13 protein-coding genes are annotated in these 14,953 nt (G+C 68.8%); 6 read left to right on the forward strand and 7 right to left on the reverse strand.

Translation table 11 applies throughout. From position 1 onward, the window contains the following. Positions 1-55: 55 nt before the first annotated feature. On the forward strand, positions 56-181 hold the full coding sequence (locus KY661_RS37435; protein WP_263437553.1) for a hypothetical protein: 126 nt from the start codon (positions 56-58) through the stop codon (positions 179-181). A gap of 37 nt (positions 182-218) precedes the next feature. Here KY661_RS37435 and KY661_RS32465 read toward each other — a convergent pair whose 3' ends face one another. Next, a complete protein-coding gene (locus KY661_RS32465; protein WP_225413899.1) occupies positions 219-1,397 on the reverse strand; it encodes a CapA family protein in 1,179 nt (392 codons plus the stop codon). A 63-nt stretch (positions 1,398-1,460) separates the two neighbouring features. Here KY661_RS32465 and KY661_RS32470 point away from each other — a divergent pair, with 63 nt between their 5' ends. The 3 genes from KY661_RS32470 to smc all read left to right on the forward strand — a co-directional run bounded on the left by KY661_RS32470 (position 1,461) and on the right by smc (position 7,468). Then, positions 1,461-2,276, forward strand: a complete 816-nt coding sequence (locus KY661_RS32470) for a tetratricopeptide repeat protein (protein ID WP_075011250.1) — start codon at positions 1,461-1,463, stop codon at positions 2,274-2,276. A gap of 4 nt (positions 2,277-2,280) precedes the next feature. Further along, entirely contained in the window at positions 2,281-3,642 is a 1,362-nt protein-coding gene (locus tag KY661_RS32475; RefSeq protein WP_225413900.1) for a hemolysin family protein, read from the forward strand. 226 nt (positions 3,643-3,868) lie between these two features. Continuing rightward, positions 3,869-7,468, forward strand: a complete 3,600-nt coding sequence (gene smc, locus KY661_RS32480) for a chromosome segregation protein SMC (protein WP_225413901.1) — start codon at positions 3,869-3,871, stop codon at positions 7,466-7,468. A gap of 86 nt (positions 7,469-7,554) precedes the next feature. Here smc and KY661_RS32485 read toward each other — a convergent pair whose 3' ends face one another. From KY661_RS32485 to groES, 6 genes are all read right to left on the reverse strand, one after another. Beyond that, positions 7,555-8,742 carry a hypothetical protein gene (locus KY661_RS32485; protein WP_225413902.1) on the reverse strand — a complete coding sequence of 396 codons (1,188 nt, stop codon included), beginning with the start codon at positions 8,740-8,742 and terminating at the stop codon, positions 7,555-7,557. Between the two features lie 37 nt (positions 8,743-8,779). After that, positions 8,780-10,162 carry a sigma 54-interacting transcriptional regulator gene (locus tag KY661_RS32490; RefSeq protein ID WP_317987321.1) on the reverse strand — a complete coding sequence of 461 codons (1,383 nt, stop codon included), beginning with the start codon at positions 10,160-10,162 and terminating at the stop codon, positions 8,780-8,782. Positions 10,163-10,382: 220 nt separating this feature from the next. After that, complete coding sequence (locus KY661_RS32495) at positions 10,383-10,769, reverse strand: hypothetical protein (RefSeq protein ID WP_225413904.1); 387 nt, start codon at positions 10,767-10,769, stop codon at positions 10,383-10,385. A 93-nt stretch (positions 10,770-10,862) separates the two neighbouring features. Continuing rightward, positions 10,863-11,120 (reverse strand): glutaredoxin 3, encoded by a 258-nt coding sequence (gene grxC / locus KY661_RS32500; RefSeq protein WP_225413905.1) that lies wholly within the window; start codon positions 11,118-11,120, stop codon positions 10,863-10,865. Positions 11,121-11,282: 162 nt separating this feature from the next. Next, complete coding sequence (gene groL, locus KY661_RS32505; RefSeq protein ID WP_225413906.1) at positions 11,283-12,935, reverse strand: chaperonin GroEL; 1,653 nt, start codon at positions 12,933-12,935, stop codon at positions 11,283-11,285. A gap of 42 nt (positions 12,936-12,977) precedes the next feature. Beyond that, positions 12,978-13,268, reverse strand: coding sequence for a co-chaperone GroES (gene groES, locus KY661_RS32510; RefSeq protein ID WP_002615502.1), 291 nt, complete (start codon positions 13,266-13,268; stop codon positions 12,978-12,980). A 400-nt stretch (positions 13,269-13,668) separates the two neighbouring features. On the opposite strand from groES, the gene KY661_RS32515 reads away from it, so the two are divergent. Together KY661_RS32515 and KY661_RS32520 are read left to right on the forward strand one after the other, a co-directional pair. Beyond that, positions 13,669-14,265, forward strand: a complete 597-nt coding sequence (locus KY661_RS32515; protein ID WP_177241580.1) for a hypothetical protein — start codon at positions 13,669-13,671, stop codon at positions 14,263-14,265. A gap of 10 nt (positions 14,266-14,275) precedes the next feature. Continuing rightward, complete coding sequence (locus KY661_RS32520) at positions 14,276-14,923, forward strand: hypothetical protein (RefSeq protein WP_225413907.1); 648 nt, start codon at positions 14,276-14,278, stop codon at positions 14,921-14,923. The last annotated feature ends 30 nt before the right edge of the window (positions 14,924-14,953 follow it).

Genomic DNA, 14,953 nt, shown 5'->3' on the forward strand with positions numbered 1-14,953 from the left:
AGGGCGCCCGCTGCCGCTTCACTGCGGCTCAACATCTTCACCGGAGTCCTTCCACATGCCCGCCCAAAAGGGAAATCGCTCGAAGAAGAAGCTGTCCAACCGCGCCAAGGTCCGGAAGGGCGCCCTCAAGCGCCGCCGCACGCGCGCCAAGCGCGGCCAGAGCAACAAGGCCAAGCACTAGGCGCTTCGCCTGAGAAGGGCCCGCCGCTCCCCTGTTCTCAGGGGGGCGGGGCTGCCGGGCGCCACGGCTCCAGCTCGGGCAGCATCCGAGGGAGTTTCTCGGAGCTGGTGGCCAGCAGCCGCAGCACCGATTCCGCCTCCGGCCCGGTGACAATGACCGGCTGGATGGGCACCTCGGGATAGCGGTCCGTGCGCAGCGGGAAGATCTCGCTCGACACGTAGCCCTCCGGGGTGAAGCGGGCCTGGAAGAGCGCGCTGCGCTTCTCGCGCGGGTTCCAGTTGCCCCCGAAGACGAAGTTCCCCAGCGAGTAGACCACCGGCGCGCCCTGGTACAGCTCCATCCCCTGGAGCACGTGCGGGTGGCTGCCGAGCACCCCCGAGGCCCCCGCCTCAATCGCCACCCGCGCCAGCTGGAGCTGGTAGGGCTCCGGCTCGAAGGTGCCCTCGCGCCCCCAGTGGAAGTAGGGCAGCACCACGTCCGCCTGGGCCTTCGCGGCGAGGATGTCCTCGCGCAGCATCCGCTCCATGACGGTGATGTCCGAGAAGTGGCCCGCCACCCCCGGCGTGCTCTCCGTGGCGTACACCTGGGGCGGCTCGATGTTGCGGGTGCCCAGGAAGAAGTAGCCCAGGAAGGCGAAGCGCACGCCGCCCACGGTGACGAGGGCCGGGCGCCGCGCCTCGGCCAGGGTGCGCCCCGCGCCGAAGTAGGGGATGCGCGCGGCGTCCAGCGTGGCCAGCGTGTCGAGCAGCCCCTGGGGGCCGTAGTCCATCATGTGGTTGTTGGCCAGGCTCACCACGTCCACGCTGCCCGCGAGCAGCGTCTGGACGAGCTCGGGCCGCGCGCGGAAGTTGAAGTTCTTGGGCAGCTTCTCGCCGCCGTCGGTGAAGGGGCACTCCAGGTTGACGAGGAAGAGGTCCGCCGCCTCGGCCACCGCCTTCACCCCCTGGAAGCCGTGGGCGAACATCTCCTCGCGCGAGCGCCCCTTGGCCACCTGCTCGTCGAAGTATGTCTGGTAGTGGTGGCCGATCGTCACGTCTCCGCCCACCAGCAGGCTCACCGGGCGGGCAGGGGGCGGCGGCTCGGCAGGGGGGGGCGGTGGTGTTGGCTGGGTGACGGCCGGCGCGGCAGGCGGGGCCGGAGGGGGTTCGGAGGGAGGCGGGGCCCGGTGGGCACAGGCGGCGGAGAGCAGGAGCAGGAGCAGAATGGCGCGGTGCATAAGGGGAGGGAAACTCTACCTTGCGCCGGGAAGATGGCGGCGCGTAGATTGCCGCGCTCTCCAATGGCCCGGGAAAAGGACAACATCGCGCTCTCCGACGAGCACAACTCTCGTGGCATCGAGCTGGCGGACCGTGGGTGGCTGGACGAGGCCATCAAGGAGTTCAAGAAGGCGATCGAGCTGGATCCGTCCTCGGCCCACGCGCACGACAACCTGGCCACCGTCTACGCCGAGAAGAAGCTCTTCCGGGAGGCGCTGGGGGAGTACCTCACGGCGCTGAAGCTGGAGCCCGAGAGCGCCACGGCGCACTACAACCTCGCCTGCTTCCTCTCCACGCACGCCGCCGAGATGGCGGTGGAGGAGTACAAGGAGGCCATCGAGCTGGATCCGGAGTACCCGGACGCGCACCTGAACCTGGGGCTCACCTACGCGGACCAGGGCCGGGTGGAGGAGGCCATGCGCGAGCTGCAGACGGCCATCGAGTTGGATCCTCAGGACGCCTTCCCCCGGCACGAGCTGGCCGCCCTGCAGATGGACGAGGGCGACTACCGCTCCGCCATCACCCAGCTCAAGGAAGTGGTGCGGCTGGAGCAGGACAACTTCGAGGCCCACCTGGACCTGGGCATCTGCTACGCGCAGAAGGGCTTCTACGCCGAGGCCGAGCGGGCCTACGAGAAGGCCCGGGGGCTCAACGCGGAGGACCTGCTCCTCAACTACAACCTGGCGGCGCTCTACGCACTGTGGGGCCGGCCCAAGGATGCCGTCACCTTCCTGCGCCAGGCGCTCACGGCCGACAAGTCCAAGGTGATGGGCTGGTTGTCGACGGACCCCATGTTCGACGCGCTCAAGGGCGACGCCGAGTTCGAAGCGCTATTCTGACGCGATGGAATGGCTTTTTCTCGGACTGGCGCTCCTGCTCGTCTTCGCCAATGGCTTCTTCGTAGCGACGGAGTTCGCCATCGTGAAGGTCCGCGCCACGCGCCTGCAGGCGATGGTGGACGAGGGCCGGCCCGGTGCGGGCAACGCGATGAAGATGGTGGAGAAGCTGGACGCGTTCCTCTCCGCCACGCAGTTCGGCATCACCCTGGCCTCCCTGGGGCTCGGCTGGCTGGGTGAGCCCGCCTTCGCGCACCTCCTGGAGCCCGTGCTGGTGGGGCTCGTGCCCGAGGGGGCCAGCAGCACGGTGGCCCACAGCGCCGCGGTGGCCATCGCCTTCGCGCTCATCACCTTCCTGCACATCGTCGTGGGGGAGCTGGCGCCCAAGAGCCTGGCCATCCAGCGCGCCGAGGCCACCACGCTCGCCGTGGCGCTGCCGATGCGCGCCTTCTACTTCCTCTTCTACCCGGCCATCTGGCTGCTCAACGGCATTGCCCGGAAGCTGCTGAACGCCTTCGGCATCGAGGCGGCCAGCGAGGCGCACGAGGCGCACAACGAGGACGAGCTGCGCGTCATCCTCCACAGCTCCGCGGAGGCCGGCTCCATCACCACCTCGCGCGCGGAGCTGCTCGAGCGCGCCCTGGAGATGGCCCAGAAGACGGCCCGCCAGGTGATGGTGCCCCGCAACCAGGTGAAGTACCTGGACGTGGAGGAGCCCCTGGAGAAGTGCATCGCGGACGCGCGGGCCGCCGGGCACACCTGGCTGCCGGTGTGCCGGGGCAGCATGGACGAGGTGGAGGGCGTGGTGAACGCCAAGGACCTCTTCTTCCTGCTCTCCAAGGGCGAGCTGCGCGCGCTCTCCCAGGTTCAACGCCCCGTGCTCTTCATCCCCGAGAACGTCAGCCTGGAGCAGCTCCTGGCGGAGTTCCGCCGCCGCCGCCGCCAGACGGCGCTGGTGGTGGACGAGCACGGGGGCACCTCGGGGCTGGTGAGCATCGCGGATGTGGTGGCCGAGGTGGTGGGCGACGTGGCGGAGCTGGGCCGGCGCATGGACGAGGTGCGCTCGCTGCCCGGGGGCCGCTTCGAGCTGCCCGGCACCGCGCAGCTGGACGACTTGGAAGACCGGTTGGACGTCTCCTTTGATCTCAGCGAGGACGAGCAGGGCGAGGTGACGACCATCGCCGGCTACCTCATGACGAAGCTGGGGCGCGTGCCCGAGAAGGGCGACACCCTCAAGCTGGACATGTGGCGCATCCAGGTGGAGGAAGTCGAGGGCCCCCGGGTAGTGCGGGTGACGGTGGAGCCCCAGTCCGCCACCAAGCCCTCCGTGCCGCCGGCGGGCACCCCCGGGGCGCCCCCGGGCGCCTGAGAGGGCATGTCAGACCCGCCGGCTACAACGGCAGGGTTGCAGACCCTTCGGGGCAAGAAGGCAAGCAAGGGAACGTCGGCTGACCCCACGTAGGGTCATGCGTGGCATGGTCACGCTTGATCCACCGCCGGGCGGCTGGTAGTCCTTGCATTCGTTCCGAGGCCGAATTTTCGGCCCCGGAGCGGTTTTACCTCCTCGCACCGACCGCCGCACGGGAGCCCGCTGGATGCGAATCAAGCGCCTGGACATCACTGGATTCAAGTCGTTCATGGACCGGAGCGTCTTCAGCTTCGATGACGGGGTGACCGGCATCGTCGGCCCCAACGGCTGCGGCAAATCCAACGTGGTGGACGCCATCCGCTGGGCCATGGGCGAGCAGAGCGCCAAGAACCTGCGCGGCCGGGGCATGGAGGACGTCATCTTCAACGGCTCGGAGTCCAAGCCGCCGCTGTCCATGGCCGAGGTGTCGCTCACCTTCCTCATCGAGGAGACGGACCAGCTGGCCCCCCCGTACCAGGGCTTCCCGGAGATCACCGTCACCCGGCGCCTGTTCCGCAACGGCGACTCCGAGTACCTCATCAACAAAACCACCTGCCGCCTGCTGGACATCACCGAGCTGCTCCTGGGCACCGGCGTGGGCACCAAGGCCTACTCCATCATCGAGCAGGGCCGGGTGGGCCTCATCGTCTCCAGCAAGCCCGAGGACCGGCGCTCCCTCATCGAGGAGGCCGCGGGCATCACCAAGTACAAGGCCCGCCGCAAGGCCGCCGAGCGCAAGATGGAGGCCACCGAGGCCAACCTCCTGCGCGTCACGGACATCACCAACGAGCTGGAGAAGCGGCTGGAGACGCTGACCCGGCAGGCCAAGAAGGCCGAGAAGTACAAGAAGCTCAAGTCGCGCATGCGGGAGATTGACCTGCACGCCGCCTCGCACCGCTATCTGGAGCTGCTCTCGGAGAAGAAGGTCCTCCAGGCCCGGCTGGAGAGCCTGGACACCGAGGAGCGCGGCAGCGTGGACCGGGTGCGCGAGCTGGAGGAGGCCATCACCCGGCGCCGCGCGGAGCTGGAGGCCGAGGCCACCGCCCTGCAGACGCTGGCCGGCGAGGTCCACGCCCTGGAGAGCGCCGTGCAGCGCGACGACCAGGACCTGGCCTACGCGCGCAAGGACCTGGAGGAGACGAGCGCCCGGGTGGCCCAGGCCGAGGCGGAGCTGAAGGTGCTGCTGGAGCGTCAGGCGGAGGTGGCCGGCACCATGGCCGCCCGGGAGGCGGAGCTGTCGGGCATCGCCGGGGCGTGGAAGGAGGACGAGGTGGCCATGCAGGTGGCGCAGGAGGAGATGCGCCGCAGCACCCACCTGCAGACCGAAGTGTCCATGCGGCTGGAGCAGGAGCGCGCGGGGCTCGTCGCCGTGGCGGCGCGCCTGGCCAACCACGAGTCCAACCTCGTCAACCTGGCGCGGCAGCGCACGGACCTGGAGGCCCGCCGCGCCAAGAACCGCGCCGAGGCCGAGGCCCTGCGTGCCCAGGAGCAGGCGCTGGACACGGTGCGCACCGAGGTGCTGCGCCGGGTGGAGGAGAGCCGCCACAACGCCCTGGAGCTCGCCGAGCGCAAGGGGCAGGAGGAGGAGGCCCTGGCGCGCACCCGCGCCGCCTTCGCCGAGAGCGAAATCCAGGTCATCAGCCTGCGCGAGGGGCTCGCCGACAAGCGCAGCCGGCTCACCTCGCTGGAGGAGCTGCACAAGAACTACGAGGGCTTCGACCGCGGCGTGCGCGCGGTGATGGTGCGCGCCGGGCAGCAGTTCCGCGAGCAGGGCATCTTCGGCCTCGTGGCGGACGTGATTACCGCCCCGGCGCGGTACGAGCGCGCGGTGGAGGCGGCGCTCGGCGAGCGGCTGCAGCACGTCATCGTCGAGAGCCGGGAGAAGGGCTTCGAGCTGGTGGACTACCTGCGCTCGGCCGCCGAGGGCCGGGGCAGCTTCCTGCCAATGCCGGGCGGCGAGCAGCTTCCCCCGGTGGTGGCGCCGGACTTCGGCCGGCCCGGCGTGCTCGCCAGCGCCTTCACCGAGGTGAAGTACGAGGAGGCGCTCCAGCCGGCGATGCGGCTGCTGCTGGGCGACGTCATCATCGTCCAGGACATGGCCTCGGCGCGCGCCTACGAGGCCGCGGGGGGCCCGGCGTGCACCCTGGTGACGCTGGAGGGCGAGGTGCTGCGCGCCGATGGCACCCTCACCGGCGGCGAGCGCGAGGGCGCGGCCGTGGGCGCGCTCCAGAAGAAGCGGGAGATCGCCGAGCTGGCCGCCGAGGTGGCCCAGGTCGAGGAGCGCTACAATGAAATCCTCACCCGGCACTACTCGCTCCAGAAGCAGATGGGGCAGACCGAAGGGGTGCTGAGCGGGCTGGCGAAGAACCAGCACGCCGAGGAGCTGAACCTCGCCAGCCAGCAGAAGGACCTGCACAAGGCGAGCGAGGACCTGGCGCGGGTGCGCGAGCGCCTCTCCACCCTGGACTCCGAGGACGCGCAGCTCTCCCACTCCCACGGGGCCCTGCTGAACGAGGAGGAGAACAGCCGGGGCGAGGTGGCCCACGGCCAGGCGGATCGCGAGGGGCGCGAGGAGCGCGTGCGGCAGCTCTCCGGGGAGATGGAGACGCTCAAGCAGCGCGCGGACACGCTGTCCGCGGAGCTGATGGCCCTGCGGATTAAAGTCGCCTCCGGCAGCGAGCGCGGCGAGTCGGCCCGCAAGGAGCTGGAGAGCCTGCTCACCCAGCGCCGGGAGATGGAGGGGCGCGTCCACCGCCTCCAGGCCCTGGTGGGCGAGGGGACGGGCCGCGTGGACGAGCTGCGGCGGCGCATCGAGTCGACGGAGGACGGGCGGGCCAAGCGGGCCGAGGAGTACCGTCAGGGCGCCGAGGCGCTGGAGACGCGCCGGACCGCGCACACCACGGCCACCACCGAGGTGCGCGAGCAGGACACGCAGTTCCGCGAGCTGCGCGGCCGCCTGGACGAGCTGATGCAGGGCCTGTCGCAGATTTCGCTCAAGGAGCGGGAGATTGCCCTGGAGCTGGAGCACCTGTCGGCGGGCATCCGGGAGCGGCACCAGGTGGAGCTGGCGCACGAGCTGCACCACTACCACCTGCTGGCCCCGCTGGCGCCCGAGGTGGAGGCGGAGCTGAAGGACCTGCGCTCCCAGGTGGAGAAAATGGGGGAGATCAACCTCACCGCCATCGACGAGCACGCGGAGCTGGCCAAGCGCTACGACTTCCTGGCGGGGCAGAAGAAGGACCTGACGTCCTCGCTGGAGCAGCTCAAGGAGGCCATCTCCCGCATCGACGCCACCAGCCGCGAGCGCTTCAAGCAGACCTTCGACGTGGTGAACGAGAAGTTCCAGGCCGTCTTCCCCCGGCTGTTCGGCGGGGGGCGGGCCAGCCTGGTGCTCACCAACGAGGGGCCGGGCGCCGAGCAGGGCGTGGAAATCGTGGCCCAGCCGCCGGGCAAGAAGCTGCAGAGCGTCAACCTGCTGTCGGGTGGCGAGAAGGCGCTCACCGCCGTGGCGCTCATCTTCGGCATCTTCCTCATCAAGCCCACGCCCTTCTGCCTCCTGGACGAGGTGGACGCGCCGCTGGATGAGGGCAACGTGGGCCGCTACAACGACATGGTGAAGGAGATGAGCCGCCAGTCGCAGTTCATCCTCATCACCCACAACAAGCGGACCATGGAAGTGGCCGACACGCTCTACGGCGTGACGATGGAGGAGCCGGGCATCTCCAAGCTCGTGAGCGTGAAGCTGCACGAGGCAGCCGCCGCCAACGACAACGCCTCCGTGGCCTGAGGCGGGGCGCCCTCCCGGGCATGAAAAAGGCGCGGGCCCCGGCTGGGTCCCGCGCCTTCGCCGTTTTCAGCGGCTGCCCGCCGGGGCTACTTGAGCGGCTTGCAGACGTTGGCGTCGTCCTGGCGGCCCTTCTGGGCCGTCTGGAGGTCCGCCTGGGTCTTGCTCAGCGCGGTCTGGGCGGCGGTCTCCGCGTCGGTCCAGGCCGGGTCCTTGGCCTTGAGCTCCTGGATGAGCGTCAGGGTCTGCTGGTCCCCAGCGAGCTGGGCCTCGACGGCCGTCACCCAGGCCTGGGCGGCCGTCTCCAGCGCGGCGCACTTCTCGCGCAGCTGGGGGATGAGGGTGTAGTTCTTCCGGGGGTTCTCCCGGTACTTGTTGGCGAGCACCTCGTAGACGGCGGCCGCGTTCTCACGTGCGCCGATGGCCAGGGCGGTGTTCGCCGTGCGCTGGTTGCGCACCAGCTCCTGCTGCAGGAAGCGCAGGTCTGCCGGCATGGAGGCGCTGGCCTCGGTGGCCTGGGAGTTGAAGTGGACGAAGCGGTAGGGGAACGTCAGCTCCTGCGAGGCGGTCTTCGCGGGCAGCGCGGCAATCTTCTCCTTCAGGCACGCGGCGAGCTGATCGCCCTCGGTGCTGCCGCTGGGCTCGAACGTGACTTCGGCGGGCGTCTGCGAGGCCTGCGTCAGCTTGATGCGAGCGTTGAGCAGGGGAGGGGCCTGGGTGGCGTAGGTGGCGTAGCACTCACACCACTGGGGCTGGGCGAGCCGCACGGCGGCGGAGAAGTCCGAGCCCTCGTTGAGGCCCATCGTGACGGTGGTCCGGTTGTTCCGCTCGTGGATGAACTCGGCCGTGGCCTCCAGCGGCTGCGCGCCCTGGGCGAGCGGCTGGACCGGGACGTGCGCGTTGATGGCGTCCTGGATGCACTTCTGGCCCTCGGGGGTGAGGTTGGTGCCGGAGACGGCGTGGGCGGCCTCCGTGGGGGTGAGGCGGGTCTTCACGGTGACCTGGGTCGACTCCGCGCCCGAGCGGCTCGCCGGGCCCACCAGGCACTCCATGATCTGCGGCCGGGCCGAGATGAGCGCGCCCACGAGGTACACCTGGTTGGGGGGCTGGAGCAACGTGACGGGGTGGGGCTTGCAGGTGGCCACGTCGAAGGAAGGCTGGTTGGAGATGCGGGTGCGCTCTTCCTTGCTGACGGGCGCACTGCCCGCGGCGGGTTTCTGCTGGCCCGCGCAGGCGGCGGTGACGAGGACGGAGGCTACGGCGAGTCGGCGCAACATAGGTATGTACCCCTCCAATTGAGACTGCGTGCGGCGCCTACTTATCAAGACCTTCGGCGTTCTTGAGGTCCTTGAGGCGCAAGCCGTTCTTCTTCAACAGCCGGTAGAGGCTCTGCATGGACAGGCCGGTGCGCTGCTCGGCGGTCTTCATGTCGAAGCCCACCTCCTTCATGACTTCGGCGAAGTAGAGGCGCTCGAAGTCAGCCAGCACGCGGTCCTTGGCCTCGTGGTAGTTCATCCCCGTGACGAGCGCGCCCACGCTGGTGGGCGGCGGGCCCTCGCTCTTCTGGGGCGGCTGGGCCATGAAGTCCAGCCAGCTCGTGTTGCCCGTCTCCTGCATGAGCGCGCCGCGCTCCAGCACGTTGCGCAGCTCGCGCACGTTGCCGGGCCACTCGTAGCCCTCGAACAGGGAAATCGTCTGCGGGGTGAGCTCGAAGGAGGACTTCAGCGAGTCCAGCAGGGACTGGGAGAGCACCGGAATGTCCTCGCGCCGGGTGCGCAGGGGCGGCAGGCGCACGCGGGCCACCGCCAGCCGGAAGTACAGGTCCGCGCGGAAGCGGCCCTGGCGCACATCCTCCTCGAGGTTGCGGTGGGTGGAGGCGATGACGCGCACGTTCACGGGCACCGCGCCGCCATCCAGCGTGGGCACCTCGCGGCGCTCCAGCACGCGCAGCAGCTTGGGCTGAAGCGCCAGGGGCAGCTCGCCCACCTCGTCCAGGAAGAGGGTGCCGCCCTGGGAGGCCTCGAAGACGCCGCGCCCGCCCTTGTCCCCATCCTCCACGGAGCGCATGGAGCCGAACAGCTCGCGCTCGGCCTTCTCTTCGGTGATGAGGTTGCAGTCGACGACTTTGAAGGGGCCGTGGCGGCGCGAGGAGTGCTGGTGCACGGCGCGCGCGGCCAGCTCCTTGCCGGTGCCCGTCTCCCCCTCGATGAGCAGGTTCATGTCCTCGCGGGCGATGCGGCGCAGGTCCGAGAACACCAGGCGCATGCGCTCGGAGGTGCCCACCAGCGAGCCGAAGGAGTCCGCCCCGGAGGGCACCTCCACCTCGGTGGTGCGGGTGTCCGGCTTGATGGTGAGCCGCGTCTTGCCGAGCTGCACCTTGTCACCGGCCTGCAGGAGCACCTGGAACACCTGCCGGCCGTCCAGGTACGTGCCGTTGCGGCTGCCCAAGTCTTTCAGCAGCAGCCCCTTGGCAGTGCGCTCGATTTCCAGGTGCCGGCGGCTGACGGTCGGATCCGTGAGGACCAGGTCGCTGGAGGGGTCCGAGCCCACGCGCACCAGCGAGTCCTGGGTGGTGAGCTTCTTGCTCTTGTCCGGCCCGGCGGAAACCTCCACGGTCCACTCGCGCACCTGGATGCGCACGGGGCGGCCTTCGGATTCCATCTGGACGGACTGGGTGACTTCGGGCTTGTCGGTCATGGCCATTCGCCTTCCATGCCCGGGGAGGCGGGCAGGAGCCCGTTCGCCCTGGGGGAGCCCTGTTTACGGGCGTTGGGACATGGGGGGCAAGACAAACTCTTGGCCTGTGCACCCCCCGGGGCGAACGGCAGATGGGCAGCGAGGCCCCCGGGGGAGCCGCGCCGCCCATTTTCCATCCCGAGTCCGGCACGCCAGACCCTACCGGAGAGGTTCTCCGGCGCTAGTACTTCGCGGGCGAGTCGCTGGCGGGGAAGGACTCCTTGGACTGCTCATCGACGGCATCGTCCTGCGCGTTGCCGCCCGATTTGACGCTGGCGTTGGTGGGGCTCTTGACGCTGGACTTGGCCGGCGCCGCCTCCTGCGTGCGCCCGATGCCCGCGCCCGCGTGAAGGATGCGCGAGCCCAGCAGGTTCTTGGCGCGCTCGGAGAGGTTGCGCTGCTCGTCCTGCCAGTCCTTGAAGAACTGGGCGAGCTCCTGATCTCCGGCCTCCTGCGCGTCGCGGATGTACTGCTCGCACGTCGAGGCGCCTTCGAGCAGGTGGTACAGCGCGCTGATGAGGTTGTAGTGCTCGTCCCGGGTCCCGGTCTGCTGCTCGTTGCCAGCCATGATGTACCTCCTGCTGAAAAGTGTTCCTGCCGATGACAGGAACCTAGGCACGCGGGAGGGGCACCAGAAGGCAACGCCTGGCTGCCTGCTTGCTTAGCCTTGGAGCATGGGCTCCAGGCGGCCGTCCTTGTCGAGCTGGGCCAGGTCCGAGTAGCCGCCCACATGGGTGTCGCCGATGAAGATCTGCGGCACGGTGCGCTGGCCGCCGCTCATCTCCACGAGCTTGGCGCGCATGTCGTCATCCCCCGTGACGTCCAGCTCCTCGTAATTCACGCCCTTGCGCTTGAGCAGGTCCTTGGCCCGCACGCAGAAGCCGCAATAGGTGGTGGTGTAGATCTTCACGGGTTTCATTCCAAACCTCCTCAAGGGTTCTGGCAGCAGTCTCTGGCCAGAAAACTAAGGGCCTGGAGGGCGGGGCGCCACTTTCCCCGGAAAAGACAACGGCCCCCGGCTCCACGAAGGGAACCGGAGGCCGTGCTCACCCCAGCGATGCGGCCGCCAGGGCAGGGGGCACTACATGCCCATGCCGCCCATGCCGCCCATGCCGCCCATGCCGCCCATGCCGCCGCCCGCGGAGGCCTTGTCGTCGTCCGCCTTCGGACGCTCGGCCACCATCGCCTCGGTGGTCAGCATGAGGGAGGAGACGGACGCCGCGTTCTGCAGCGCGGTGCGGCTCACCTTGGCCGGGTCGATGACGCCCGCGGCCAGCAGGTCCTCGTAGGTGCCCGTGGCGGCGTTGAAGCCGTGGGAACCGGAGCTCTCCTTGACCTTGTTCACCACCACGCTGCCCTCCAGGCCGCCGTTGCCGACGATCTGGCGCAGGGGCTCCTCGAGCGAGCGGCGGATGATGTCCACGCCGAACTTCTCACCCTCGACGGCCTGCACGGCCTCGAGCGCCTTGATGCAGCGGATGAAGGCCACGCCGCCGCCGGGCACCACGCCCTCCTCGACGGCCGCGCGGGTCGCGTTGAGCGCGTCCTCCACGCGGGCCTTCTTCTCCTTCATCTCGGTTTCGGTGGCCGCACCGACGTTGATGACCGCCACGCCGCCCACGAGCTTCGCCAGGCGCTCCTGGAGCTTCTCGCGGTCGTAGTCGCTGGTGGTCTCCTCGATCTGGGCGCGGATCTGCTTCACGCGCGCCTCGATGTCCTTCTGCGCACCGGCACCGTCGACGATGGTGCTGTTGTCCTTGTCGATGGTGATGCGCTTGGCGCGGCCCAGGTCGGCCAGCGTCAGGGTGTCGAGCTTGATGCCCAGGTCCTCGGCGATGAGCCGGCCGCCCGTCAGGGTGGCGATGTCCTCGAGCATGGCCTTGCGGCGGTCACCGAAGCCCGGCGCCTTCACGGCCGCCACGCTCAGCACGCCACGGATCTTGTTGACCACCAGGGTGGCCAGCGCCTCGCCCTCCACTTCCTCGGCGATGATGAGCAGCGGCTTCCCAGAGCGCGCCACCTGCTCGAGGATGGGCAGCAGGTCCTTCATCGAGGAGATCTTCTTCTCGTTGATGAGGATGTAGGGGTCGTTCAGGACGACCTCCATGCGCTCCGGATCCGTCACGAAGTACGGGGAGAGGTAGCCGCGGTCGAACTGCATGCCCTCCACCACGTCCAGGGTGGTCTCCAGGCCCTTGGCCTCCTCGACGGTGATGACGCCCTCCTTGCCGACCTTCTCCATCGCGTCCGCGATGATCTGGCCGATGGTGGTGTCACCGTTGGCGGAGATGGTGCCGACCTGGGCGATCTCCTTCTTGTCCTTCGTCGGCTTGGCCATCTTCTTCAGCTCGGCCACGACCGCCGCGACGGCCTTGTCGATGCCGCGCTTGATGTCCATCGGGTTGTGGCCCGCGGCCACCAGCTTCGCGCCCTCGCGGAAGATGGCCTGCGCCAGCACGGTGGCGGTGGTGGTGCCGTCGCCGGCCACGTCGGAGGTCTTCGAGGCAACCTCCTTCACCATCTGCGCGCCCATGTTCTCGAACTTGTTCTCGAGCTCGATCTCCTTGGCGACGGTCACGCCGTCCTTGGTGATCGTCGGCGAGCCGAAGCTCTTCTCGATGACGACGTTGCGGCCCTTGGGCCCCAGGGTGACCTTGACCGCGTCGGCCAGGATGTTCACGCCGCGGAGAATCGCCTCACGCGCGCGTACGTCGAAAATGATGTCCTTCGCCATGTGTCTGTATCCTTAGGAAAGAGGGAAGAGAGCGGGGGGGAATTACTTCTCGATCACGCCGAGCACATCCTCCTCACGGAGGATGAGGTGCTCCTCACCGTCGATCTTGATCTCGGTGCCCGCGTACTTGCTGAAGAGGATGGTGTCGTTGGCCTTGATGTCCAGGGGACGCACCTTGCCGTCCTCCAGGATCTTGCCGTTACCGACGGCGACCACCTTGCCCTCCAGCGGCTTCTCCTTGGCGGTGTCGGGGATGAACAGACCGCCCTTGGTCTTGTTCTCCTCGGCAACGCGCTTGACGATGAGGCGATCCTGCAGGGGACGAATCTTCATGGTGGGTCTCCTTACTGGTCAGAGGGGCGCCCAGTGGGTCCTGGACGCCCGGGGGCTTGCGAGGCCTCGTGGGCCTGGGCGATTAGCACTCATCACCCGCGAGTGCTAAGTCCGAAACGCGCGGGATAATAACCAGGGAACCACCTCCGTCAAGCGAGTCAGACCCAAGGGGGGGGACTTTGCTAAATAGGCGTCCCAATTGCCTTTTGGGCCGGCGGTCCACGCCTCCCTTTCCCCCCAGGCATCCGTCCTCCTGGCGGCGGAATTGGCACTCTCACCCCTCGATTGCTAGCGTAAGTCCTTGGAATAACTGGTGTCCGCTTTTGCGGATAAATTGCTCTGGGGTTACACTTCTTCTTCATTCCCCGGTTCTTCCGGTGAGCACGGAGGGTGGATGAGCATGAGTGGACTGGTGACAGGTGCTTCGTTGAAGGAGTTCTTCAAGACGGTCCTGGAGGAAGTCATTCGCCGCCAACAGGTCGTCGTCGCGGAGCTCACGGGCTTCTACCTCGTCAACCTGCTGACGGAGTTCGCCACCACGGACAAGCTCTTCACCCAGGAGGAGGGTGGGCGAAGGGACCACGAGCCCCTGGCCATGCTCTACCACCGCGCCCTCCAGCAGGAGCGCGAGGAGCGCATCCGCACCTTCCGCCGCCTGGGCGACGTGTCGCTCTACAAGGCGGGCTTTTTCGCCAGTTCCTTGAATTCCAGCGCCGTGGGCCCGGACTACTACATCCAGATGGGGGGCACGGCGTACGGCCAGCTGGCGGACATGGCCCCGGGGGCGGGCTTCGCCGAGGTGTACCGCGAGCTGTGCTCGAAGTTCCGGGCGCTGGTGGAGGTGCTGGAGGAGATCGCCGCGCGCGGCATGGTGCAGGGCGGCCCCTCGGGCACGCTCAAGGTGTACGAGACGTGGGTGCGCACCGGCAGCAACAAGCTGGAGCGCGTCCTGGTGGATGCCGGGGTGCTGATGCCCAAGGGGCACCTGTCCAACTGAAGGGGGCCTCATGATTGGACGCGTCCAGGAGCACCTGACGGCCATCTACGGCATCACCTGCGAGGCCCGCGCAGAGACCTTCATGGTGGACACGGAGTCCGCGGTGCGGCTGGGGGCCACGGGGCGGGCGGAGGAGGAGCTGCTGGTGTCCGGCGGGGGCAACGGGGACGAGCTGGAGGTGGCCCTGTACCTGTCCCCGGCGCTCCTGGACCGGCTCAAGCCCTACGAGTCCGGCCCCGTGGGCCACCTGCTGGACAGTGATTTGGACGGGTACTGCCAGCTCGCCGAGGGCGTCTCGCACTTCCTCTATGTGGTGCACACGGCCGCGCACGGGCGGGCGCTGTCCCTGCTGGAGCTGGAGGCCCAGGCGGAGGTGGACAAGTTCGCCATGTGCCTGCTGCACCGGTGGGGGGAGGGGGTGCGCCCCTGGGCGGAGGAGCTGCTGCTGCGGCTCTTCGAGCGGGTGTCCTACCGGCCCCGCCTCTCCTCGCAGGAGCGCTGGCGGTACGAGGAGGCCAACCGCCTGTCGCGCTCCTTTTGCACCCGGCTGATGGGGCATGTGTCCGGGCGGCGGCTGGACCGGCTCCTGACGGATCTCCGGTATGCCTACCGGCTGGGGGCGGAGGCCAAGCTGCGCCACATGGCGCACGGGATGTGACACACAAGCGGCCCGCTTCGGGTAGGGTGG

The organism is Allostigmatella hybrida (assembly GCF_020103775.1).
In the GTDB taxonomy this organism is placed as follows: domain Bacteria; phylum Myxococcota; class Myxococcia; order Myxococcales; family Myxococcaceae; genus Hyalangium; species Hyalangium aurantiaca.